General features: G+C 48.7%; 20 protein-coding genes. 7 read left to right on the top strand and 13 right to left on the bottom strand.

Translation table 11 applies throughout. The features are described from left to right. Positions 1 to 18 precede the first annotated feature (18 nt). Both BP71_RS17140 and BP71_RS17135 read left to right on the top strand, forming a co-directional pair. On the top strand, positions 19 to 1,449 hold the full coding sequence (locus tag BP71_RS17140) for a two-component system sensor histidine kinase NtrB (protein WP_496381330.1): 1,431 nt from the start codon (positions 19 to 21) through the stop codon (positions 1,447 to 1,449). Positions 1,450 to 1,532: 83 nt separating this feature from the next. Next, positions 1,533 to 2,399: a hypothetical protein gene (locus BP71_RS17135; RefSeq protein WP_496381328.1), complete on the top strand. Its 867-nt coding sequence runs from the start codon at positions 1,533 to 1,535 to the stop codon at positions 2,397 to 2,399. A 45-nt stretch (positions 2,400 to 2,444) separates the two neighbouring features. On the opposite strand, the gene BP71_RS17130 is transcribed toward BP71_RS17135, so the two are convergent. From BP71_RS17130 to BP71_RS17105, 6 genes are all read right to left on the bottom strand, one after another. Next, complete coding sequence (locus tag BP71_RS17130) at positions 2,445 to 5,552, bottom strand: efflux RND transporter permease subunit (RefSeq protein WP_496381326.1); 3,108 nt, start codon at positions 5,550 to 5,552, stop codon at positions 2,445 to 2,447. An 82-nt stretch (positions 5,553 to 5,634) separates the two neighbouring features. After that, positions 5,635 to 6,723 carry an efflux RND transporter periplasmic adaptor subunit gene (locus BP71_RS17125; protein ID WP_496381324.1) on the bottom strand — a complete coding sequence of 363 codons (1,089 nt, stop codon included), beginning with the start codon at positions 6,721 to 6,723 and terminating at the stop codon, positions 5,635 to 5,637. Positions 6,724 to 6,775: 52 nt separating this feature from the next. Then, complete coding sequence (locus tag BP71_RS17120) at positions 6,776 to 8,023, bottom strand: TolC family protein (protein WP_496381322.1); 1,248 nt, start codon at positions 8,021 to 8,023, stop codon at positions 6,776 to 6,778. Positions 8,024 to 8,116: 93 nt separating this feature from the next. Next, the gene (locus BP71_RS17115) at positions 8,117 to 9,484 is read right to left on the bottom strand and encodes a sensor histidine kinase (protein WP_496381320.1); all 1,368 of its coding nucleotides are present in this window, start codon (positions 9,482 to 9,484) and stop codon (positions 8,117 to 8,119) included. A gap of 6 nt (positions 9,485 to 9,490) precedes the next feature. Then, entirely contained in the window at positions 9,491 to 10,177 is a 687-nt protein-coding gene (locus BP71_RS17110) for a response regulator transcription factor (protein WP_496381318.1), read from the bottom strand. 94 nt (positions 10,178 to 10,271) lie between these two features. Then, positions 10,272 to 11,309, bottom strand: a complete 1,038-nt coding sequence (locus BP71_RS17105; protein ID WP_496381316.1) for an App1 family protein phosphatidate phosphatase — start codon at positions 11,307 to 11,309, stop codon at positions 10,272 to 10,274. A 45-nt stretch (positions 11,310 to 11,354) separates the two neighbouring features. Between BP71_RS17105 and BP71_RS17100 the strand changes: the two genes are divergently transcribed. The 3 genes from BP71_RS17100 (at position 11,355) to BP71_RS17090 (ending at position 14,816) form a co-directional block, all read left to right on the top strand. Then, complete coding sequence (locus BP71_RS17100) at positions 11,355 to 12,254, top strand: diacylglycerol/lipid kinase family protein (RefSeq protein WP_496381314.1); 900 nt, start codon at positions 11,355 to 11,357, stop codon at positions 12,252 to 12,254. A 67-nt stretch (positions 12,255 to 12,321) separates the two neighbouring features. Then, positions 12,322 to 13,473, top strand: a complete 1,152-nt coding sequence (locus BP71_RS17095; RefSeq protein WP_496381312.1) for an alpha/beta hydrolase family protein — start codon at positions 12,322 to 12,324, stop codon at positions 13,471 to 13,473. An 8-nt stretch (positions 13,474 to 13,481) separates the two neighbouring features. Beyond that, complete coding sequence (locus tag BP71_RS17090; protein WP_496381310.1) at positions 13,482 to 14,816, top strand: GntP family permease; 1,335 nt, start codon at positions 13,482 to 13,484, stop codon at positions 14,814 to 14,816. 170 nt (positions 14,817 to 14,986) lie between these two features. On the opposite strand, the gene sucC is transcribed toward BP71_RS17090, so the two are convergent. Further along, entirely contained in the window at positions 14,987 to 16,210 is a 1,224-nt protein-coding gene (gene sucC, locus BP71_RS17085) for an ADP-forming succinate--CoA ligase subunit beta (RefSeq protein ID WP_496381308.1), read from the bottom strand. Positions 16,211 to 16,295: 85 nt separating this feature from the next. On the opposite strand from sucC, the gene BP71_RS17080 reads away from it, so the two are divergent. Then, positions 16,296 to 16,967, top strand: coding sequence for an ABC transporter ATP-binding protein (locus tag BP71_RS17080; RefSeq protein ID WP_496381306.1), 672 nt, complete (start codon positions 16,296 to 16,298; stop codon positions 16,965 to 16,967). Positions 16,968 to 17,185: 218 nt separating this feature from the next. On the opposite strand, the gene groL is transcribed toward BP71_RS17080, so the two are convergent. Together groL and BP71_RS17070 are read right to left on the bottom strand one after the other, a co-directional pair. Next, positions 17,186 to 18,817, bottom strand: a complete 1,632-nt coding sequence (gene groL / locus BP71_RS17075; RefSeq protein WP_496381304.1) for a chaperonin GroEL — start codon at positions 18,815 to 18,817, stop codon at positions 17,186 to 17,188. 57 nt (positions 18,818 to 18,874) lie between these two features. Further along, complete coding sequence (locus BP71_RS17070) at positions 18,875 to 19,171, bottom strand: co-chaperone GroES (protein ID WP_234666823.1); 297 nt, start codon at positions 19,169 to 19,171, stop codon at positions 18,875 to 18,877. Between the two features lie 228 nt (positions 19,172 to 19,399). Here BP71_RS17070 and BP71_RS17065 point away from each other — a divergent pair, with 228 nt between their 5' ends. Continuing rightward, positions 19,400 to 20,107: a hypothetical protein gene (locus BP71_RS17065; RefSeq protein ID WP_496381302.1), complete on the top strand. Its 708-nt coding sequence runs from the start codon at positions 19,400 to 19,402 to the stop codon at positions 20,105 to 20,107. 67 nt (positions 20,108 to 20,174) lie between these two features. Here BP71_RS17065 and secG read toward each other — a convergent pair whose 3' ends face one another. The 4 genes from secG to BP71_RS17045 form a co-directional block, all read right to left on the bottom strand. Continuing rightward, a complete protein-coding gene (secG, locus tag BP71_RS17060) occupies positions 20,175 to 20,567 on the bottom strand; it encodes a preprotein translocase subunit SecG (RefSeq protein WP_496381300.1) in 393 nt (130 codons plus the stop codon). 66 nt (positions 20,568 to 20,633) lie between these two features. Then, positions 20,634 to 21,287 carry a DUF8458 domain-containing protein gene (locus BP71_RS17055; protein ID WP_496381298.1) on the bottom strand — a complete coding sequence of 218 codons (654 nt, stop codon included), beginning with the start codon at positions 21,285 to 21,287 and terminating at the stop codon, positions 20,634 to 20,636. Positions 21,288 to 21,345: 58 nt separating this feature from the next. Next, entirely contained in the window at positions 21,346 to 21,906 is a 561-nt protein-coding gene (locus tag BP71_RS17050) for an LptE family protein (protein WP_496381296.1), read from the bottom strand. Continuing rightward, positions 21,896 to 23,191 carry a sigma-54 interaction domain-containing protein gene (locus tag BP71_RS17045; protein ID WP_496381294.1) on the bottom strand — a complete coding sequence of 432 codons (1,296 nt, stop codon included), beginning with the start codon at positions 23,189 to 23,191 and terminating at the stop codon, positions 21,896 to 21,898. The genes BP71_RS17050 and BP71_RS17045 overlap by 11 nt, the downstream gene beginning before the upstream one ends. Positions 23,192 to 23,262: the final 71 nt, after the last annotated feature.

Here is a 23,262-nt window from a genome sequence, read left to right as displayed (position 1 = left end):
CGGAAGGACCAGTGCGGGATGACTAACAAATTGATCAGGGTTTTATTGGTGGACGACGATGAGGATGACTATTTCCTTACCCGGGAATATTTTCAGGATCTTGTCAACTGGAAATTCGACATTACCTGGTGCGCCACCTTCAGGGACGCGGAAAAACATATCCGCGACAATAAATACGATCTGTACCTGTTTGACTACCTTCTTGGGGAAAGTACAGGGATAGACCTCATAGAACTGGCCTGTGGTTTCGAATGTGAGGAGCCTATAATATTGCTGACAGGCAAGGGCGATACTAAAATCGCCGTAGAGGCATTACGCCTCGGAGCTGCCGATTACCTGATCAAAAGCGAACTCGACGCGGAAAAGCTTGAAAGAAGCATCCGGTATGCCCTGGAAAGAACGTCAGTTCTTAAGGCACTGCGGCACAGTGAAAGGCGCTATCGCCGGATTTTCGAAGAATCCAGTGATTTTTTGTTTATCAGCGACCTGGAAGGCAATATCATTGATTTCAATGAAGCGGCCAGTATGCTTACCGGCTGTTCGGTGGAGGAACTGAAAGAAAGAAAAATCACGGAACTGATTGAAGGTCCTTTGTTTACAACACTTTGGACGGATATTGCCGATCATCCTATTCACGATCAAGAAGTAAAACTGCTGACAAAGGATAATGACAAACGTTACTGCCTGTTATCGGCGTCGGTCGAGGTAGACGATGATCACCCATATGTACAGGGGCGCATACACGATATGACAGCCCGCAAGCAATCGGAAAATGAAAGGTTGTTTTCTGAGAAAATGGCGGTTACCGGACGGCTTGTGCGTATGCTTGCCCATGAGGTACGTAACCCGCTCACGAATGTCAATCTTTCGGCGGAGCAACTGGAAATGGAGCTCATCGACGAAGATCACAAGTTCTATACACAGATCATTAAGCGTAATTGTAACCGCATCAACGATCTGATTACCCAACTGCTGGAGCCATCCTCGTCAGAAGATATCGAATTGATCGAAAACTCGGTGCATTCGGTATTGAGTCAGGCAATCAACGCGGCATTGGACCGGGTGCAGCTCAAGCGTATCCAGATTGTCAATGAATTTGCGCAAGAGGAACTGGCACTACCCTTGGACAGGATCTCATTACAGATGGCATTTCTAAACCTCATTACCAACGCGATCGAAGCAATGGAAGAGGACCGGGGCATTTTGCGTATCACCACCCGTAGCCAGGGTGATTTGATCCAGGTAATTTTTGCAGATAATGGTTCGGGAATCAGCGAGGAGCATATGGATAAAATCTTTGAGCCCTATTTTACCGGAAAGAATAACGGAATGGGGATTGGTTTGTCCACAACTATGAGCATTATACACGCACATCACGGGCGTATAGAAGTACAGTCTGCACTGGGAGCGGGAACTACATTCACCATCAATTTTCAGGTCAATAAATAATTGTTTACAGGCTGTATCAGGGCTATTTTCATGCAACGGTTGTATACGCAGTCGCGTAAAGAGAGAAAAAACCGGCGCAGTTTATGAAACCTATCTTTACAGTTCTGTTCGCAGTTGTATTCTTCCAGGTCAGGGCGCAGGATGATTCCGACTATTTTCGAAAAGTCTACAAGCGGCCAATCGGAGAAAAACCATACAATACCGAATCACTTCTGAAAAAATTCGGAGATGTTCGCATCCGGGACCGCTGGTATATGGGCGTAAACGGGTTTGTCAGGACAGATAAAAACACCATCAACAATGATTTTGACGGACTGATCGGTACACAGTCGCCGGCAGTGTCGGCATGGGGCGTCTCGGCGGGATGGGTATTCAGGGAACAATGGGTTGTGGAGGCAGCATACGACCGTTCCGCTATTCACAATGTCCTGATGATTTATGGTGACAATCCGCTGAGCTACCAGATGGAAAATGACAAGAACAGTCTGATTGTGCGGGGTAAAATGCGCTTGCTTTTCGGCAAAAATTATGTTCGCAAATCCGCATTCTGGATCAGCGCTGGTACGGGGCTGATCCCCAATTCAGGTAAAGAAAAGGAATACATGGAGTTTTCCGGGTACAGGGAAAAAGGTCGGAGGCAGGGCGTAGATACCTTGTTCATGTCCAGTGACACCCGTATTGCTTCTTCTGTCACGGGTTTGATGGAAGCCTCTGCGGAATATGTGATCAAAGTCGCCAAGTCCATTGATATGTCGCTTTTTGCCAGAAAGCAATGGGGCTTAGGCAATTCCATTTCTACCGACCTGATTTACAAGATCAATGGTGTCGAAACGGAGCGGGCCAGGATCACGGGTGACGGATCGGGCTGGAGCTTTGGCATATCGCTGCGCTACGTTTTCCATATCGGCTACGATTTTTCTCCGCTTGGCCACAATGCGGGAAAAATATAAAGGCCATCCGGTTTCGCAGATGGCCTTTATATTGAATTACTTCTTCTAGGCGTATTTCGATGTTTTGATTTTCCGGTTAAAGAAACCATAGATGATCGGGAAGATCAGCAGCGTTAGGACCGTGGCCGTGATGAGCCCGCCAATGACCACGATTGCGAGTGGTTTCTGGGTTTCTGAACCGATACCGGTGGAAACTGCGGCCGGCAGCAAACCGATAGCGGCCATCAATGCAGTCATAATAACCGGGCGAATACGCGATTTGACGCCTTCCCGGATCGCCTCGTCGAGCGACATTCGCGCAGCCAGGTTTTTGTTGAATACCGAGATCAAAATCACCCCATTCTGCACACATAACCCGAAGAGTGCGATAAAACCGACCCCCGCTGAAATCCCGAAGTTCATGTGCGTCACGTGCAGCGCGAGGATTCCTCCAATAAGCGCAAACGGCACATTGATGAGGACCAGGCCGGCATCTTTCGCATTGCTGAACATAATGAACAGGAGAATGAAGATACCGATCAGGCTGATCGGAACCACCTGGCCCAGGCGGGCGGTAGCACGCACCTGGTTCTCAAACTCACCCGACCAGTTTACCGAATATCCTTTGGGCAATGAGGAAAGCAATGGTTTTACCTTCGATTGCGCTTCCGCGATGGTACTTCCCAGATCCCGTTCACGGACCGAGAATTTTACGCCGATGAAACGTTTGTTATTATCACGGTATACAAATGCAGGACCGGTGACAGTGCGGATCGTCGAGATCTCCTTCAGGGGGATCTTGCCGCCTGTCAGGGTAGGGACCATCAGTTGCTGGATGTCGTCCACCGTGCGGCGGTACTGTTCCTCGTACCGCAGGCGGATGTCGAACTTGCGCTCGCCTTCGTACAGGATCGAGGCCGTTTTACCACCGATCGCCATTTCGATCACTGCCTGTGCATCGGCGATGCTAACACCATATTGTGCCATTTTATGGTCGTGCAGGATCACACTCACCTCCGGTTGGCCTATGTTTCTCAGTATACCCACATCCTTGATCCCAGGTACATCCTTGATGGCTTCGAGCACCTGATTGGCTTTGTTGTTCAATGTTTCCAGGTCATCGCCATAGATCTTGACGGCGTTGCTGGCATTCATCCCGGCCACTGCTTCGGCTACATTGTCGATGATAGGCTGCGAATAGTTATAATTGATGCCCTGAAACTGTTTTAACTTTGTGTCCATCTCCTCGATCAGATCATCCTGGCTGATTTTCCGTTTCCATTCATCTTTCGGTTTGAGGTTAACCTGCATCTGGACGTAGTAAAAGCCCGATGGATCGGTACCATCGTTGGAACGGCCGGTTTGCGACAGAACGCCGTTTACCTCCGGGAATTCATTCAGTTTCGCCCGGAGGACGGTTACCATCTTGACGGTTTCAGCCAGCGAGCTGCTCATTGGCATTTTGGCTTCCACCCACAATGCACCTTCATTGAGAGTAGGCAGGAACTCGGTTCCCAGGAATTTAGCAGAAAAGAGACTGAGGCCGAGGAATGCGGTTGCAAAAACGACGCTCAGCTTTTTGTGTGCATAACACCATTCGAAGCCCCTGGTCACCGCATTGTCGAAGAACCGGACAATAGGATTACTTTTTTCACGCACATTCTTCTTCAACAAAATAGAGCAGAGAACCGGTACCAGCGTCAGCGTGTAAAGCAATGCACCCAGCAATGCAAAACCGAGTGTGTAGGCGAGCGGCGTAAACATTTTTCCTTCCACTTTCTGAAAACTGAAAATGGGGATCAATGCGGTGATGATAATGAGTTTGGAGAAGAATATCGCCTTGCCGAGTTCACCGCCGGTGCGCTTGATCAGTCCCAGCTTGGAGAGCTTGTTGAAACGCTCCATTCCATTTCTATGGGAAAGGTGGTCCAGCGCCACGAATATTCCTTCCACCATCACCACCGCGCCGTCGATAATAATCCCGAAGTCGATGGCGCCCATGGATAGCAGGTTGGCCGACATGCCTTTCAGCCGCAGGCACATGAATGCGAAGAGCAATGCGAGCGGGATGATGATCGAAACGATCACAGTCGTGCGCCAGTCGGCCATGAAAATGAACACGATCACAGTCACCAGCACAATCCCTTCGATAAGGTTGTGTTTCACCGTATGCGCGCAGAAATCGATGAGATTGTCACGGTCATAGAATGTGACCATCTTGACATCCGGCGGGAGGATTTTTGTGTTCAGCTCTTCGATCTTGTCCTTGACGCGGGCCAGTACTTCGCTCGGGTTTTCCCCTTTTCGTTGTACGACGATCCCTTCGACGACATCGTCATTACCATCCAACCCGACCTGACCCACGCGCGGCATATCCGACTCCCGCACATCAGCAACGTCTTTCACAAGCACGGGGTTGTCTTTGACATATTCAACAATGATATTCTGAATGTCGGGAATTGAATTCAGCAGACCGATCCCACGGACCACATAGGCTTGCCCATTTTTCTCGATCACATCGCCGCCGACGTTGATGTTACTCTTGGTAACAGCCTGGTACACTTCCAGTGGGGTAATGTTGTACTTTACCAGTTTGGTGGGGTTCACCTGAACCTCGTAGATCTTGTCGCGGCCACCGAATGCGACTACGTCGGCTACGCCGGGTACGCTGCGAAGCTGTCTGTCAATGATCCATTTGTGCAAAGTGAGCAATTCGCGGCTGTCGCGGTCCTTGCTTTGAAGGGTGAAGCGGAAAATTTCACCGGTAGGACCATATGGCGGTTGCACATCCGGTTCGACCCCGTCGGGCAGCGAAACGGTGCGCAGCTGGTTATTGACCTGCTGCCGGGCAAAGAAATCTTCAACCCCATCATCAAAAATAATTTTGACAATGCTGAGCCCGAACATCGTAGTACTGCGCACGTTGGTTTTTTGCTGCACGGAGTTCATGGCCACCTCGATCGGTACTGTAACAAACCGCTCGATTTCCTCCGCGCTCCGGCCGTTCCACTGCGTGACGATGATGATCTGCGTATTGGTCACGTCCGGAAATGCTTCCAGCGGAGTGTTTTGGTAACTGACAATCCCTGAGATAATCAGCAGGCCTGTCATAAAGAATATGAAGAACCGGTTTTTCAAAGAAAACCCGACGATCCCCCGGATGAATTTGTTCATCGAAATAATGAGTGAATTAGTGAATGGGTGAATGTTCAATTGGGTGAATGGGCGAAATATTCACTCATTGACTCATTCACAATTAGTCATTAAGCGCATCGTACACCAGTAGCTGGTTCTTCGAAATGATGGCTTCGCCGGGTTTCAGGCCGCCTTTGATGTAGGTGCGGTCGGCGAGTGAGCGGTATACTTCCACGGGGCGGGTTTCAATTTTGGAACGGCTGTGGTATACCATTACCCAGTTTTTGCTTCGGTCGAAAATAATGGCCTGTGAAGGGATTGCCTGCATCTGCATGCCTTCTTCAAAATGGAGCGTTACCGTCGCATGCATTTCGGGTTTGAGTTTGAAACCGACATTCTGCAACTGAATGCGTATCTTCATTGCTTTGGTATCAGGGTCGAGGACATTGTAGATTTTATCGACTTTGCCTTTGAACACTTCATCAGAAAAGCTGATCGTGCGTACTTCCGCGGGCATACCGAACTTTACGCGAGGAATGTCGCTCTCGTTGACATTTGCCATGACCCATACGTCGGCGATCTGTCCTACTGTGAAAAGACTCTCGGAATTATCGGAGCGCAGCTGCATGCCCCGGTTTACATTCTTGTCGATGATAAAGCCGTTGATCGGCGACTTGACGGTGTAGTTGGTGGATTTACCCAAGCCATAAATGGAGAATACTTCCTTGACGCGGTTCAGCTCGGCCTGTGCCTTATCCACAATCTGACGGGCTGAGATGACATCCCGTTCAGGAACCAGCTTACTTTCGAAAAGATCTTCAGTGGACGACAGGTTTTTTTGCGCGATCAAAAGATCCGATTGGGCCTGGATCATCTGGCGTTCGAAGTCGGCCACCTCACCCGAACGGATTGTAGCCAGCTTTTGTCCTTTGCGTACATTATCGCCCAGCTCTACATCCACCTCCTCCACGTTTCCTCCCACAAGCGGGTACACCTTGATAACCTGGTTTTCGTCCGGCACTACTTTCCCGACCAGCGTGAGCTCATTGCGAACCGGTTCGGTTCTGACGGTATCGAGTTTAATACGGCTCATCATGGTGTCAGAGAGCATGAATGCCTTCGACTCCTCGGAATCTTCTTTCTTTTTATTGCAGGATGTCAGCCACATTCCGAGGGTGGCCAGCATGACAACATACAGTGAATTTTTCATTGGAAACTATTTAATGGCAATGCCGTGATAAGTTGTGTTCAGTTTGGGTGGGTTAATTGAAAAGCTCTTCGCCGACGACGTAATTCAGCTCTTCATATACTTTGATCCGGTCGGCCTGCAGGCGGTTATACTCCTTGATACTTTCATTGTAGGTTTCAATGAAATCGATGAATTCGAGAAGGGAGATGTTCCGTTTCTGGAAATTGTCGTAAATGCCGTTGCTCAGGAGCTGGAATTGGTCGGTAAACTGGCTTTCTACACTCTGGAAAGCCTTGTCGGCAATGCCTACTTTTTGGACGGCCGCGTCCACTTCATTGGTTACCATGTTTTGCTTCGCGTTTTCAGCTGTTTTATAGTAGCTGATGCCGCTTTTCGCCGCCCGGATATTGCCCTGGTTCCTGTTGAAGAAGGGTAACGCTATGGAAGCATTCACGCCAAAATAATTGCTCACATAATTGCTCGCCTGGTCGTATACCGCCCCGACCTGAATGTCCGGCACAGCGAGTGCTTTTTGCAGCCTGTAGTTAAGTTCTGCCTGTTTAGTTTCCGATTGTGCCACTTTCAGATCGGCGCGGCTTTGTAAAGCCTTTTCTTTCAATGCGGTAACATCGTAACGATTGAGCTGATAACGCCGGATGTCCGAACTGTTGACGACCGACTTCACAGGACGTTCCGTGTTGAGCAGGGTGCGCAGGTCGCGCTGGTTTTCCTGCAATTCGAAGAGAATGTTAGCCCGTTCGTTGGTGAGTTCGAAGAGGAGTGCTTTCAGGCGGACTACTTCTTTCAGTGATATGTTCTTGCGGTTGTATTCTTTGTCAAACGCGGTAACAGTCGTGGTGAGCGTCCCAATCTGATTGTCGTACAATGCGATGGTTTGTTCCAGGTAGTAAGATTCGAAGAAGATCTGGCGCAGCTCGAATTTCAGGGTACGGATCAGGTTATAGAACTGGAACTCTGTCTTGCGTGTCGATTCCACGTCCAATGCCACCTGCTTGTTCCGTTTACCGGCACGGGTAATAAGTTGCTGGATGGTGAATGCCTTCTGGCCATTTTTCCCAACATCCAGTGCACCGCGCGAGGGGTTGTAAGCGCTGATCTCGACGCCAAAAGTCGGGTTGTTCCATAGCTTGTCCTGGACCTCGATGGATTTGGCAATGTCGATCTGGTATTTTTCAGCCAGAATCTCAAGGTTGTTTTGTAGAAACAGGCTATCGGCCTGCCGGATCGATAGCCGGAGCGTGTCCTGTGCGTGTGCGGCTGCTGTGAGACAAATGAAAAGCCCGGTGAGGTATATTCGCATAATTTCCGTGTTAGAATGATGCGATATTCCGACACCGGTATTACACCAGGCTTAAAATAGCCTTAGAAAAAAATTAGAATGTCCCGGCAGAGCTTAAACGTGGGTTAAATGCACCTGAAACTCGCTTCCCTGACCGATTTTACTGGTTACCGAGATAGTCCCGTGATGCAGTTCGATGATCCGCTGACAAATAGAAAGGCCAATGCCGAACCCGGGCAGTTCGGTCGCATTGGAGGATCTGAAAAATGGATTGAAAATGTGCGGAAGATCTTCCTCGCTGATCCCGATCCCGCGGTCACGTACTTTCACCACGCAGGACTTTTCATCTGACGAAATAAGTATCTGGGCACTTCGGTCGGAAGAGTATTTGCAGGCATTGTCCAGCAGATTGGAAAACACTCTTTTCAAAAGCTCTTCATTTCCCTGGATCACGGTTTCATTTTCGTTCTCGGGGATCGTCTCGTAGTCGATCGCTACCGTGTAATCCGGATGCGAGGAGAGCAGTTCTTCCTTGGCCAGAAATGCGAGGTCCTCGATATGCACCGGTGCCATTTTCATGCTGCCGATGTTTTCGTAGGAGCGCGCCAAAAAAAGCAGGTTGTTGGTAATGCTGATCAGTCGCTCGGTGTCCGAAAAGAGGTTGGCAAAAACCTCTTCGATCTCGGGGTTGTCTTTGTTGAAGCGCTGCCCGAGCTGAATTTCCGATTTCAATGCGGCTAACGGCGTTCGGAGCTCGTGCGACGCGTGGGAGACAAAACTCTTTTGTTGTTCAAAAGCTTTGTTGAGACGGTATAATACGGTATTAAAGTTGATGGCCAGTTGCGCGATCTCGTCTTTCCGGTTGCCTTCGTCAAGCTGCTGCGACAAGTTTTGGGCGGTAATAAGCGAAACCTGCGCATTGATCCGGCTGATGGGCTTCAATGCATTACCCGCAAAGTATATACCCAAACCGACGGTAAGAGCGATTCCCGCCAGCAGGCCCCAGCCGAGGGTACTTTTCAGGTTTTGCAACTTGCTATGCCCGAATGTGTCGTATGCTGAGGCCAGTACCACCAGCGGGTCGTCACCTTCCTGATACAGCAGTCCTATCACCTCATTTTCCCGCTGATGGAATTCCATGTACCCTTTTTGGCGTACCTCGTTGAGCAGGGACGCGTGATAGGTGAGGAGCTTGTCGTCGACACTCGAATAGATCAGCTCGTTGCTGGCATCGAAAATGAGCACTTTTTCATCGAGCATTTCCGATAAAGTGTTTTGGTCAATGGCTTTCAGCAGATCTTTGTCGATCCCTTTCACTTTGACTAACAAGCGACAGGTTGTGCGTGCCCGGCTTTTCAACCGGTCATAAAACTCTTCCTGGCGGTAATGTTCGGAGACACTGTAAATGGCGATAGAAAATACGGTCAGTACCGCCGCTACAAGGAGCGTGAATTGGAGGGCGATACGATCTTTGATTTTCATAAAGTGTTATTCTTCTTTCATAATGTATCCCATGCCCGGCCGGGTGTGGATCAGCTTGGTAGAAAAGTCGCGATCGACTTTTTTTCGTAAATAATTGATATATACCTCAACTACATTGGTCCCCGGGTCGAAATTAAGGTGCCATACGTGCTCGGCGAGGTCCATTTTAGAGACGACCCGGCCGCGGTGCAGCATGAAGTACTCCAGCAGAGCGAACTCCTTCGCCGTGAGATCGATCGCGTTGCCGGCCCGTTTGACCTGCTTGGTCCCGAGGTTCATTTCAAGGTCGGCGATGCGGAGTATTTTGTCGGATGTCTCGGGGTTGATCAGATCCGAAACGCGTAATGCGGCATGGATCCGGGCAAGCAATTCCCTGAAATCGAATGGTTTGACTATGTAGTCGTCTGCGCCGCTGTGAAGCCCCTCCACTTTGTCCTCTATTTCCCCGAAAGCAGTCAGCATGATGATCGGCAGCGAAGGCTTATAGATTCTGACCTGCTGGCAAACATCGTAGCCTTTCATGCCCGGAAGGTTGACATCCAGTAATATCAGGTCGAATTTCTTATCCAATGCCATTTGCTTGCCGGTAATGCCGTCGTAGGCTATCTCGGCTTCAAAATTCTCGGCGGCCAGCCCGCGAAATATGTTCTGGGCAATTCTTCGGTCATCCTCAACAATCAGGATTTTTTTCATCAGTGTTCCAAATGGGTCGAATCAATTTACAAAACGGCGGTTATATATGCTAAAACCGGCCTGCGGATAATTTACTCCCTGGGAACAAAGTAAGTCAGGAAATAGCTTTGGAAGCAATGTCCTGAACTTCCGCCGTGGAAGGACCCTGGAATACAATACCATGATCCAGCGAATGGATGATGGCTTTGTTGCTGTGCGCGAAGTAGCATGTATCGATACCCATTTCCTGTATTTGTTTGATTAGCAGTGTAGTATGCGGCTTGCTGCGCTTGCGGGTTTGGCGTATGTATACAGCTCGGATGTTGCCGGGGAAAGTCCGGCAGATTTCTTCATAAATTATCGGGTCTTTTTGTGAATCGTCGCCCAGGAGAATGAATTGCAGTTCTGGATAAAAATGGATGATGTTGTGGATTTTGCGGAGTTTGTGCTCATGTGATCCGCTACCGGTCATCACAAAGTCGTCCAGACCCGACTTGATCTTTTTCAGTTTCAGGACGGCTTTGGGAAGGCCGTTCAATTCGGCGAACCGCACGATCATGTCGTAGAGGTTCCATTCGCTGCTCGATACATAGAAAAATATGTTGCTGTCTTTATGCGGATGTGTGCGGCTTGCAAACGACAGTAACTGGTAATGCTTTACCACATCATCGAAAGGCTTGCGCGCCTGCACATTCCTGGAAAGCAGCACAAAAAGTTTCCGGAACGACCGGCGGCTGTGCGAGATCAGGAACGTGTCGTCGATATCGGAAATCAGTCCATAGCTGCTTTTATAGGGTAAGAAGAACTCCTCCGTACTTTCCGCATGGTATTTTTTACCGTTCATCTCATCATCGACTGTCACCCGATAGGTATGCCAGCCGCTGGGGATATCCTGCGCAAATGGAACCTGAAACCTGAAATAGCCATCGGCTTCGGCTTTCGTTTCATGCGTTACCTCGCCCAGGTGTAACGTTACCGTGACAAACGGAATGGTTTTAATGGAGAATAGCTCAATGATCGTCCGGGCGTAGCGGAAACCGCTGCGGGTGTACTTGCGATCTCCCGACGGATATTTTTTGACAACATGACCAAAAACAACGAGTTCCTTTTTGTTGGCGTAGCCCCGGTATAATTTTAAGTCACAACGTTTCATACCTATCTTTAACCTCATCGACTTCATTTCCCTAATTTATTGAATATGTCTTCACAACCGAAAGTTTTGCTGATAGTAAATCCCATTTCCGGGGACGTGAACAAAGATGTCATTTTTGAAAGAGTAATAGAAAAATCAGAAGCGGCCGGTTGCGACCTGCGTATTTATTCCACCACCGGCGACGACGATCAGCAGACGATCAAGGAAATGGTTGAAAATATCAGGCCTGAGCGGGTACTGGTAGCGGGTGGGGACGGGACGATTTCGATGGTAGCGCAGGCATTGCACGGTACCGACTCCATTTTGTGTATTATACCTGCCGGATCTGCCAATGGCCTTTCGGTAGATTTCGGGTTGACCGGCTCTATTGATCAGGCATTGGAAGTGGCATTCGAAGGCGAAGTTTCAGCGATCGACGCTGTGTCGATCAATGGGGAGATCAGCCTGCATTTGGCTGATATTGGGTTAAATGCATTGCTGGTCAAAAACTACGAGGATAGCGATACCCGCGGCAAACTAGGTTATGCGCGGGAGATGCTCCGGACGCTCAGCGAGCATGAAAACTTCGACGTGAAGATTACGACGGAGAATGAAGTGTTCGAAACCGAAGCCCTGATCGTCATCATCGCCAATGCGCAAAAATATGGCACGGGGGTGAGTATCAATCCGATAGGTGATATGTGCGATGGCTTTTTCGAACTAGTCATAGCCAAAAAGCTGGATTTTATCGAAACGGCCAAAATCCTCGCCGGCAGCACCGATTTCAATCCCGAGATCATGAAAGTGATCTCCGTCGAAAAAGCGCAGATCGAATGCGTGGAAAAGGCCGCTCATTTCCAGATTGATGGTGAATACAAGGGACTCGTGAAGAAACTGGAAGCGGTGATTTTGAAAGAATACGTCCGTGTAGCGATTCCGGTAGGTTTAAGAAGCATTGAGGAATAGCCGAAATACTGTCCGGCAACAGTATTCCTTCATCAAACCACGCTTTTGTGACCAAATCGATCTCCGCATGAAAATCGCATATACCATCTTTTTCGGCATCCTGGGCCTCGCATCAACAGCTTTCGCGCAGCAGGCCGAACTCTGCCAGGGCGCTTACTTTACCGAAGAGCAAGGGAAGGCTTTCCTTGAAAAACACCTCCCTGCTTCCAAAGCGGAATGGGAGGCCCGCGCCGCGCAAATCCGCCAGCAGATCCGCGACGGCATGAATTTGCAGTCATTACCTGAAAAGCCGGCTTCAAAACCGATTATTCACTCAAAGCGTGAACTGGATGGCTATTCGGTCGAGAATGTGGCTTTCGAAAGTATGCCCGGAATTTACGTCACGGGTAATCTGTACAAGCCATTGAAAAAGCAGAAATCCTACGCAGGCATTCTCGCTCCGCACGGGCACGGCGAGAACCCGCACGGGCGCTTCCGCGAGCAAACGCAGAAACGCTGCGCCACGCTCGCACGGATGGGCGCGATCGTGTTCGTGTGGGACATGGTGGGGCAGGGAGATTCGAAGCAATGTGAGCACAAAATGGCAAAAGCATTGAAATTGCAGACGATTAACAGCATTCGCTCGTTGGATTTTTTACTCTCAATCCCGGGAGTGGATCCTGAGCGGATCGCTTGCACCGGTGAATCCGGCGGCGGCACTCAGACATTCCTGCTGGCCGCACTGGATAATCGCGTGAAGGTTTCCGTTCCGGTAGTGATGGTCTCCGCGTATTTTTTTGGTGGATGTGTCTGCGAAAGTGGCCTGCCTATCCACAAAAAAGGTGATTATCAGACCAACAATGTGGAAATCGCAGCGTTGACTGCCCCGCGCCCGATGATCATGATTTCCGACGGCGGCGACTGGACCAAAAACACGCCGGAAGTAGAATATCCGTTTATGCAAAAGATTTACGGGTTATATGGCAAAAAGGAAAACCTGGAAGCAGTGCATTTGGCAGACGAGAAGCATGATTACGGCCCTTCGAAAAGAAAAGCCATGTATGTATTCATGGCGAAGCATTTGAAACTGGATCTGAAGGCCGTAACAACCGGCAATGGGAATATTGATGAAGAACCTGCCAAGGTGCTGGAACAAAAGGATCTGGCCGTTTTCGATGCCAGTCATCCGCGTCCGGCTAATATTGTAGTGGGTGATGAGGCTGTGCTTAAACTTTTATAGAAAAGCACATGATCTTTGTCATTGTACTAGCCGCCATCGCGTTTATTGTACTCAGTTCCACAGTTTTGAAAATGCATCCGCTGGTAGGTTTGTTGCTGGCGGCAATCGGTGTCGGCGTTTTCGCTGGCCTGCCGATCGATAAGCTGGCTGAAACAATTGGCAAAGGTTTTGGGGAACTGATGTCCAAAATCGGGCTGATGGTGATCCTGGGTTGTGTGATTGGCGCCATTCTGGACAAATCGGGGGCTGCGATCAAAGTGGCGGATGTGATATTGAAGCTATTCGGCGAAAAGCGCCCTGCGTTTGCGATGTCGGTCATTGGCGGCATCGTCGGCATTCCAGTCTTTTGTGATTCGGGGTTTATCATTTTACATAAACTCAATCAGATCGTTGCCAAAAGAACCGGAAAGCCACTGGCAACAATTGCATTGTCATTATCGGGCGGGTTGTTCGCGACGCACACACTTGTACCGCCCACGCCCGGTCCCTTATCCGCCGCCGGTAATCTTGGCATTCCCGATTCCATTGGTCTGGTAATCCTGATCGGTTTGGTAGTTTCCATTCCCAGTCTTTTTCTATCGACCTGGTTTGCAAGGAGATATGCTAGAAATGTGAAACTGATTGAGGATGCGGCAATTGAAGAGCCGAAGATGATAGAGGAGCAGCTGTTACCCCCAGCCTGGAAAGCATTCACGCCGATTGTGCTTCCTATTTTGCTCATTACCCTGGCCTCTTTTGCCAAAATTCTACATTTTCCGGAAGAACTGACGCGTTGGCTCAGTTTCCTCGGCAGCCCGCTGGTATCGTTTCTGCTGGCGATATTTTTCAGCTATTCCCTTTTTCCTGAAAATGCCCCGCAGCGCATGATGGCCTGTTTTAAAAGCGGTATCGAGCATTGCGGTACCACGCTGGTGCTGGTTGGTGCGGGAGGTGCTTTTGGCGCTATTTTAAAAGAAACGTCTTTGAAAGAAATGGTGAGTGAATGGCTGCTGCATAATGAAATGTCGGGAGGTTACCTGCTGGTGATAGCCTTTTTCATTGCTATTTTTTTCAAGACAGCCCAGGGATCCACAACATCGGCGATGGTACTCACCACGAGCATTCTGGCGCCGCTACTGGCGTCGCTCGGTTTTGTAACGCCCGTTCAAATCACATTGGTGGTAATGGCTGTCGGCAGTGGCGCGATGATCGTTTCGCATACTAATGACGCCTGGTTCTGGGTAGTATCGCAGTTTACCGGCATTTCAGCGAAGGATACCTACCGCACGCATACCATTTTAACCGGGTTGCAGGGAGTTGCGAGTTTTGCGGCGACGATGGTGTTGTATTTGATACTAGGCTAGAGAAAGGTGGGCACCATTGAACAGTAGGTGTCGGTAATGGTTTGATAGGGTATTTAAAACGAATGTCACCCTGAGCGGAGTCGAACGGTAAATGTGCGACATCGCACATGCCCTTCGACTTCGCTCAGGGTGACATAACGGTATGCTATATCAGCCCTGAGGCTTTATACTTAAACGCCCAGCTCAGCCAGAACCTCAGAAACCTTTGTAGCGGCCTCTTTGAATTCAATAGCAGAAGAAACTTTCAGACCGGATTCGTTGATAATGCGTGCACCTTCTTCTGCATTCGTTCCCTGCAGACGAACAATGATAGGCACCGGGATTTCGCCGATGGCTTTGTATGCTTCAACCACACCGGCAGCAACACGGTCGCAACGAACGATACCACCAAAGATGTTGATCAGGATCGCTTTTACGTTTGGATCTTTGAGGATGATACGGAAACCAGCTTCTACGGTGCGTGCGTTCGCGCCACCGCCTACGTCGAGGAAGTTGGCAGGCTCACCACCTGAAAGCTTGATAAGGTCCATCGTTGCCATCGCAAGTCCGGCTCCGTTTACCATACAACCTACGTTTCCATCCAGTTTTACGTAGTTCAGGTTATTGGCGCCTGCTTCTACTTCCAATGGATCCTCTTCGTTGGTATCACGCATTTCAGCCAGTTCAGGATGACGGTACAACGCATTGTCGTCCAGGTCAACTTTAGCATCTACTGCAAGGATTTTATTGTCAGATGTTTTCAAAACCGGGTTGATTTCGAACATCGATGAGTCGCTTTCAACGTAAGCTTTGTAAAGTGCGGTGATGAATTTCACCATTTCCTTGAAGGCGTCGCCTTCAAGACCAAGTGCAAAAGCCACTTTACGTGCCTGGAATGGCTGCAATCCAACTTTGGGATCGATCCATTCCTTCATGATTTTTTCAGGAGTATGTTCTGCCACTTCTTCGATGTCCATACCGCCTTCGGTGCTGGCCATGATCACGTTGCAGTTTTTGGCACGATCCAAAAGGATCGACAAGTAATATTCTTTGGGCTCGCTTGGCCCCGGATAGTATACGTCTTCTGCGATCAGGACTTTGTTCACCCGCTTTCCATCGGGGCCGGTCTGATGCGTTACCAATACTTTACCCAATATGTTATTCGAGATAGTCCTTACATCTTCAACAGACTTGGCCAATGCGACACCACGTTGCTCGCTGCCGACGATACGGCCTTTGCCACGGCCACCTGCGTGAATCTGGGATTTTACAACATACCATTTGGTGCCTGTCTGCTGGCTAAGCTCACGTGCAACTTCCACCGCCTTATCGGGAGTGTCGGCTACGAGGCCTTCCTGAATACGCACACCGTATTTTTTAAGAACGCTTTTGCCTTGATATTCGTGAATATTCATGAGTATAAAAGTAAATTGGTATTTTCACGGCAAATTAAGGAATTAATCAAAACGGGCGTGTTTTTGGCGCAATTATCTTTTCATTATGGAGCTACTTCAGGCAAGTGGGATCAGGCGGACTTACGGTTCTTTACAGGTTTTGAAAGGCATTGATCTGCAAGTAAAAAGAGGGGAGATAGTTGCGATTGTCGGGCCGTCCGGAGCAGGTAAAAGTACATTTCTCCATATACTCGGAACGCTTGACCGACCGGAGGAGGGCAGCGTGTTTATTGAAGGGATTAATGTCTTCACGCAGAAGGACAAGGAGCTGGCCCGGTTCCGTAATGAGAAGATCGGCTTCATTTTTCAATTCCATAACCTGCTGGCGGAGTTTACTGCATTGGAGAACGTCTGCATGCCGGGCTATATCAATGGTAATGTCAGCGAAAACGATATTCAGAAACGAGCCAAGGAACTGCTGGACCTGCTGGGGCTTGGTGCCAGAATGGACCATCTGCCCTCACAGCTTTCCGGCGGCGAGCAGCAGCGTGTAGCCGTGGCCCGCGCATTATTGAACCGTCCCGCTATCGTTTTGGCCGATGAACCCAGCGGGAACCTTGATTCACATAATGCACTGGATCTGCATCAGCTGTTTTTCAAACTGCGGGATGAAACGGGGCAGACTTTCGTTATTGTGACGCATAACGAAGAGCTGGCTGAAATGGCCGACCGGAGGTTAGTCATGCAGGACGGATTAATGGTGCAGCATTCCGTATAAAATCATGTTTCATTACGGTTTAGCGTCGCTCCGCAAGGAGCACCCTGTTTGTGGCTTTGTGTCGATCCAACCCCGACTCTGCTAGGAGTCTCCTCCGGAGACGGCAGTAGATTGTGATGTTATCGATTCTACAAGCAGGTGGCCACGCTGTGGCCAATCAAAAACCCGGCCGCCATTGCTGACAGCCGGGTTTTATATTTCCCGAAGAAACGGCTTGATTACATCATGCCGCCCATTCCGCCTCCGTGGCCATGGCCACCAGCAGCAGGAGCTTCTTCCGGTTCGTCAGCGATCACGCACTCTGTTGTAAGCAACAGACCAGCGATAGATGCTGCGTTTTCCAAAGCAAGACGGGATACTTTCTTAGGATCGATGATACCAGCCTCCAAAAGGTCTGTGTAAACATTGTCCTTCGCGTTGTATCCGTAAGCGCCGGTTCCTTCTTTCACTTTCTGAACAACCACAGATGGTTCCTGACCTGAGTTAGAAACGATGGTTCTCAAAGGAGCTTCCAAAGCAACACGGATGATGTTGATACCGGTTTTTTCGTCTTCGTTAGAACCTTCAACGCCTTCCAGTGCAGCAGTAGCACGGATGTAAGCTACACCACCACCAGCAACGATTCCTTCTTCAACGGCAGCACGTGTTGCGTGCAATGCATCGTCAACGCGGTCTTTTTTCTCTTTCATTTCAACCTCAGTTGCAGCTCCGATGTAAAGGATAGCTACACCACCTGACAATTTAGCCAGACGCTCCTGAAGTTTTTCGCGATCGTAGTCAGATGTAGTATTTTCGATCTGCGCTTTGATCTGGTTAACACGGCCCTGGATATCTTCTGAATTTCCGGCTCCGTTAACCAAAGTGGTATTGTCTTTGTCGATAATCGCTTTTTCGCAAGTACCAAGGTATTCCAAAGTAGCATTTTCCAGTTTGAAGCCACGCTCTTCGCTGATAACAGTACCGCCAGTGATGATAGCGATATCTTCCAGCATTGCTTTGCGACGGTCACCGAAACCAGGAGCTTTAACAGCAGCTACTTTCAAAGCGCCACGGATTTTGTTTACTACCAAAGTAGCCAATGCTTCTCCGTCAACATCTTCTGCAAGGATCAACAAAGGACGACCGGTTTGAGCTACTGCTTCCAACACAGGAAGAAGTTCTTTCATAGAAGAAACTTTCTTCTCAGAGATCAGGATGAACGGACGTTCCAGTTCAGCTTCCATTTTCTCCGTGTTGGTTACGAAGTATGGAGACAGGTAACCACGGTCGAACTGCATACCTTCCACAGTTTTAACTTCTGTTTCGGTACCACGAGCTTCTTCCACAGTGATAACACCTTCTTTACCTACTTTCTCCATTGCCTCAGCGATCATGTTACCGATCTCTTCGTCATGGTTTGCAGAAATAGTGGCAACCTGAGCGATCTCTTTGGAAGTAGAGATATTTTTTTTCTGCTTTTCCAGATCTTTTACGATGATTGAAACCGCTTTGTCGATACCGCGTTTCAAATCCATCGGATTAGCACCGGCAGCTACGTTTTTCACACCGATCGAGTAGATCGCCTGTGCAAGAACAGTAGCAGTAGTAGTACCATCACCCGCTGAATCAGCCGTTTTAGATGCTACTTCTTTCACCAGCTGAGCTCCCATGTTTTCGATAGGATCTTTCAGGTCAATTTCTTTGGCAACAGTAACACCATCTTTTGTGATGCTTGGAGAACCGAATTTCTTGTCGATTACAACATTACGACCGCGAGGTCCCAATGTAACTTTAACGGCGTCAGCCAATGTGTCCACGCCTTTCTTGATCTTGTCGCGTGCTTCTGTGTCAAAAAATATTTTCTTAGACATAACAATTAATAATTTGAAGAAACTTTAAGAGAAACTATGAATTTGATGATCGGACTATTAACCGATAACGGCGTAGATATCCGACTCGCGCATAATCAGGACGTCTTTTCCTTCATATGCCAATTCAGTGCCTGAATACTTACCGTACAATACGGTATCTCCAACTTTTACTGTAAGCGGCTCGTCTTTTTTACCGGGACCGACAGCAAGTACAGTTCCGCGTTGAGGCTTTTCCTTTGCAGTATCAGGGATGATGATACCAAATGCTGTTTTTTCTTCGGCTGGGGCTGGTTCGATTAGAACACGGTCAGCTAGCGGTTGTACATTCACTTGTATTTCTGCTAAAGTTGACATAAATATTAAACGTTTATTTTTGATTGTCAGTAATGATTAGACTGACATCCCGTTAGCACAATCTGTGCCAGCGTTTCCGCTCTGACATTTTTTCCGGCAAGTGTGACAAATTTGTATTCAAACGTGTCGTTATATGACTATAATGTCATTTGCGTGTCAGGGAATACTGAAATCTTGTTTTCAGTAACAGAATTTGTTAAATTTTATCGGCACCAAATTGAAAACCCTATGTCAGAGCTCGGTAAAAATTGGCTTACGGAAGGAATTTTTGATTTTGAATACAAAAAATATGTGCTGATGGCTTATTTTCAGCATGTACAAAACGAGTTTACAAGCAACCGTCTTCATCCCTATTTGCCAGAGCTGAAGCTGCATTTTGATGCATGTGTCAGCATTCAATCCACGAAAAGCAGGATTCGGACCGGTTTGCCGAAAAACCTGACAGGTATAGATGTCAGGACATGGGAACTCCGTTACGAGGAAATTCAGGAAGATGATTCTTTCATGTCCGACCTTAACTACATTCTCGATTTTGCAATACCGCGGTTTTCAAAATCGATCGAAGAGGGGACCGAGCGGTTTTCGGAGGTCGAAGGGAATGTCAGAATTTCACCGGTAGGCATAGTCCCGCTACACCTTCAGGAGGGATATCTTTTGTTTATGCATACTTTCCAACCAATGGTTAGTATTTTTGAATACCAGCTGGCATTGTATAACGAGTTGAAGGAGCGCTATCTCAAAACGCGTTTTGTGGAAACAGTCCGGATTGGCATCGGGAATACGATCTCCGGGATTAAGGTAGATCTTACGAGAAGAAACCGGGCGCTTCCGAATCCGGCCACTTATGTTGTGGAATCGAAATATGAGTACCCGTTGCATGAGGCGCTTTTGCCCGTTGCGGAAAGGCTGGTGCTGCGGGAGATTAATGTGGCTTAGTATGTAGTAAAGACATAAAAAATCCCGCGGAATTCCGTGGGATTTTTTACAGGCAAATAATGCCAGATTATTTCTTTGCCGTGTCGGCCGGAGTTGCAGCAGGGGTCGTTGTAGTGCCAGCGGGCGCTGCTCCTTCCTGCTGCGCTGGTGCAGGAGCAATTTTACCACCAGGGACTACTGCATTCTGAGCTCTCTCCACATTCACGCTATTGATACCGGCTCCGGTGTTGCTTCCGCCCACCATAATATAAGAGGCAAGGGAAATCAGGATAATGCCACTTGCTAATCCCCAAGTGATCTGCTCGAGCAGGTCGGTAGTTTTCTTAACGCCAAACATCTGGGTGGTTCCTGCCCCGCTAAATTCGCTTGAAAGCCCTCCTCCTTTTGAGTTTTGGACCAAAACGACCAGAATCAACAATACTGCAACAATCGCAACCAGAATAATCAAACCCAAATACATGTCTTAAAGGATAATGATGATAGAATGAGTGAATTAATCCGCCATGAAGCGGGAATGTGTGAATAGTTAAGCCCTGTTATACAGTTCACTTAATTTTTTCGCAAAGTAATTTCTTTTTTCCGGTTTTTTCAAAATCAATTTTTGATAGACGTCGATTGCTTTCTCTATTTTACCTTGCCGGATCAGGATATTCGCGAATGCTTCAGTTTCAATTCCGCCCTCACCGGAGCCTCCGAGCCTGCCGCTTAGATCGACGCTGATGGGTTCCAGGTTGTTGTCCTGACGAGCAATGCGCGGATTTTTTTTCATAAACCCTTCAATGATCTGCTGCTGTCGGCGCTGTTCTTCGGTCCTTTGCAATTGAGCGGCAGTCTGCAGTTCGACGGTGTTGATCAGCAGATCTTCACCGTTCTGAGGCTCGGGCGATACCTGTGGTTCCAGGATCTCGTCAACATCCACGGTGGCGTCGTAGCGCTCGTTATCACTTTCTACAAGTTGTTGCAATGCCACGCGGCTTAACGCGTAGGCGGCGGCACGCGGGCGAGTTTCATCCAGCTTTTCACTGCCTGCGATGCTGGATGCTTTGGCCAGTATCGAATAGGGGATCTGGCAGTAAGGAAATGCCTTGATCGTCGCTTCCAGGTTGGGGATGACGTCGGCAGTGATTAGACTGGGGTCCTTAACCAGCTGATCAAATTGTTCCTTATCGATGATCGGCATATTCCGGGTGTTAATAAAAAATCAGGATATTGAATGTAAAGATAAAGGCAGATAGTTCCTACCAGTCGGCAGCGGATTTATTAAAAACCTGCTGCACGAGGTTTTCCCTGATCGTAGGGAGTAATCTCGCTTCGTTTTGGTTAAGCGTTTGATCCTGAGGGAAGTCTGCATAGTACGTGAATGACTGATCAAAGTTTTTGGTCTCGTCCTTCGCATTGGTGTAGCGTACCTGTATCGTTACATTAAGCCTGTTGAGGCCCGCCTGGTCATTTGCAGTGGGGGCGGCCGGTACTACGTCATAGCCGGTGATGGAGCCCTCCAACAGCAGGTCGCCACCTCCTGTCTGGCTTACCAGGCTGGTATTTCGCTGGAAATATTCTTTCAAATCTTCTGTAAACCGCTGGGGTAGGTCACTGGGCCCTCCGGCGGTTCCCATCGTGAAGTTCAGAATGGTGAATGTTTTGATATCGGGTGACAAGTTGGTACCTGTAAATGAATACACGCCGCAACCGGACATAAAAAAAGGGCATTGCAGGATCAGCAACACTACGATCCATGTCTTCGGGTTCATCCTGCGTGCCAGGCTACGGCTACCGGCTGCCTTATTGCTATTCTTCAATGTCGTATTGTTTGATCTTCCTGTATAACGTGCGCTCCGATATGCCCAATGCATTGGCTGCATATTTTCGTTTATTGTTGTTTTTGCGCAATGCCTTGATGATCATCTCTTTCTCTTTATCTTCCAGGGAAAGCGACTCTTCTTCGGCAGTAACGTGTGTAACATCCTCAATCTCATCACGTTCGTCGGAGTAGCGGTCGAGGTCTACCGTTCTGGACGGTGGCGGGCTGAGGAGCCGTGCGGGTTCGATCGTCGGGGTGGTAATGACTGCCTCTGTATTATTCAAGGAACTGAACAGCTCCTGGTGGTCTTTCAGAATGTCGCCACCATATTTCTCGTTTTCCAGGACATTTCTGACGAGTTTTTTCAGTTCGGTCATATCCCGGCGCATATCGAACAACACCTTATAGAGCAGCTCCCGTTCAGAAAAGGAAGTGGAGTCGTCGCCGCCCGAACGTAAGGGGACCAGCGCTTTCCGGCTCGTTGGCTGCACGGGGTTCAAGTAATGATTGAGCGTATCGATACTAATCGGGAGTTCCTTATCGGTTTCCAGAATAGTAATTTGCTCCGCGATGTTTTTCAGTTGACGGATATTGCCGGGGAAAGAGTATTCCAAAAGCAAATCCCGCGCTTCGCTATCGAGCCTGACCGGTTTGGTACGGTAACGTTCGGAAAAATCATTGGTGAATTTCCTGAAAAGCAGCAGAATATCCTCTCCACGGTCACGGAGAGGCGGAACATAAATAGGCACCGTGTTCAAGCGATAGTAAAGGTCTTCCCGGAACTTTCCGTTGTTAACGGCGTCGAGTAAATTGACATTGGTGGCAGCTACGACCCGTACGTTTGTCTTTAACACTTTGGACGAGCCCACGCGGATATATTCTCCGTTTTCGAGTACGCGCAGCAACCTTGCCTGCGTCCCCAAAGGCATTTCACCCACTTCATCCAGAAAGATCGTTCCGCTGTTCGTAGTTTCAAAATAGCCTTTGCGTGCATCCAGTGCACCGGTAAAGGCGCCTTTTTCATGCCCAAACAATTCAGAATCAATAGTCCCTTCCGGTATCGCACCACAGTTGATGGCGATGAATGGGCCATGCTTCCGCGAACTGATGCTATGTATGATTTTTGAGAAGGATTCTTTTCCACTACCGCTTTCACCGGTGATCAAGACCGTCAGATCGGTCGCCGCTACCTGTATGGCCACATTAATGGCGTGATTCAGGCCGGATGAGGTGCCTATGATGCCGAAGCGGTTTTTTATGGCTTGTATTTCCGATGAATTCATTCAAATAACGATTGGCTATCAGCTGCTGGCTGTCAGCTTTTGTAAATTAACAGGTTGGTGTGTGCCGGTGC

This window comes from Dyadobacter ginsengisoli DSM 21015 (assembly GCF_059568735.1).
The sequence above is the reverse complement of the archived record's forward strand: the minus strand, read 5'-3'. Positions and strand labels throughout refer to the sequence as shown.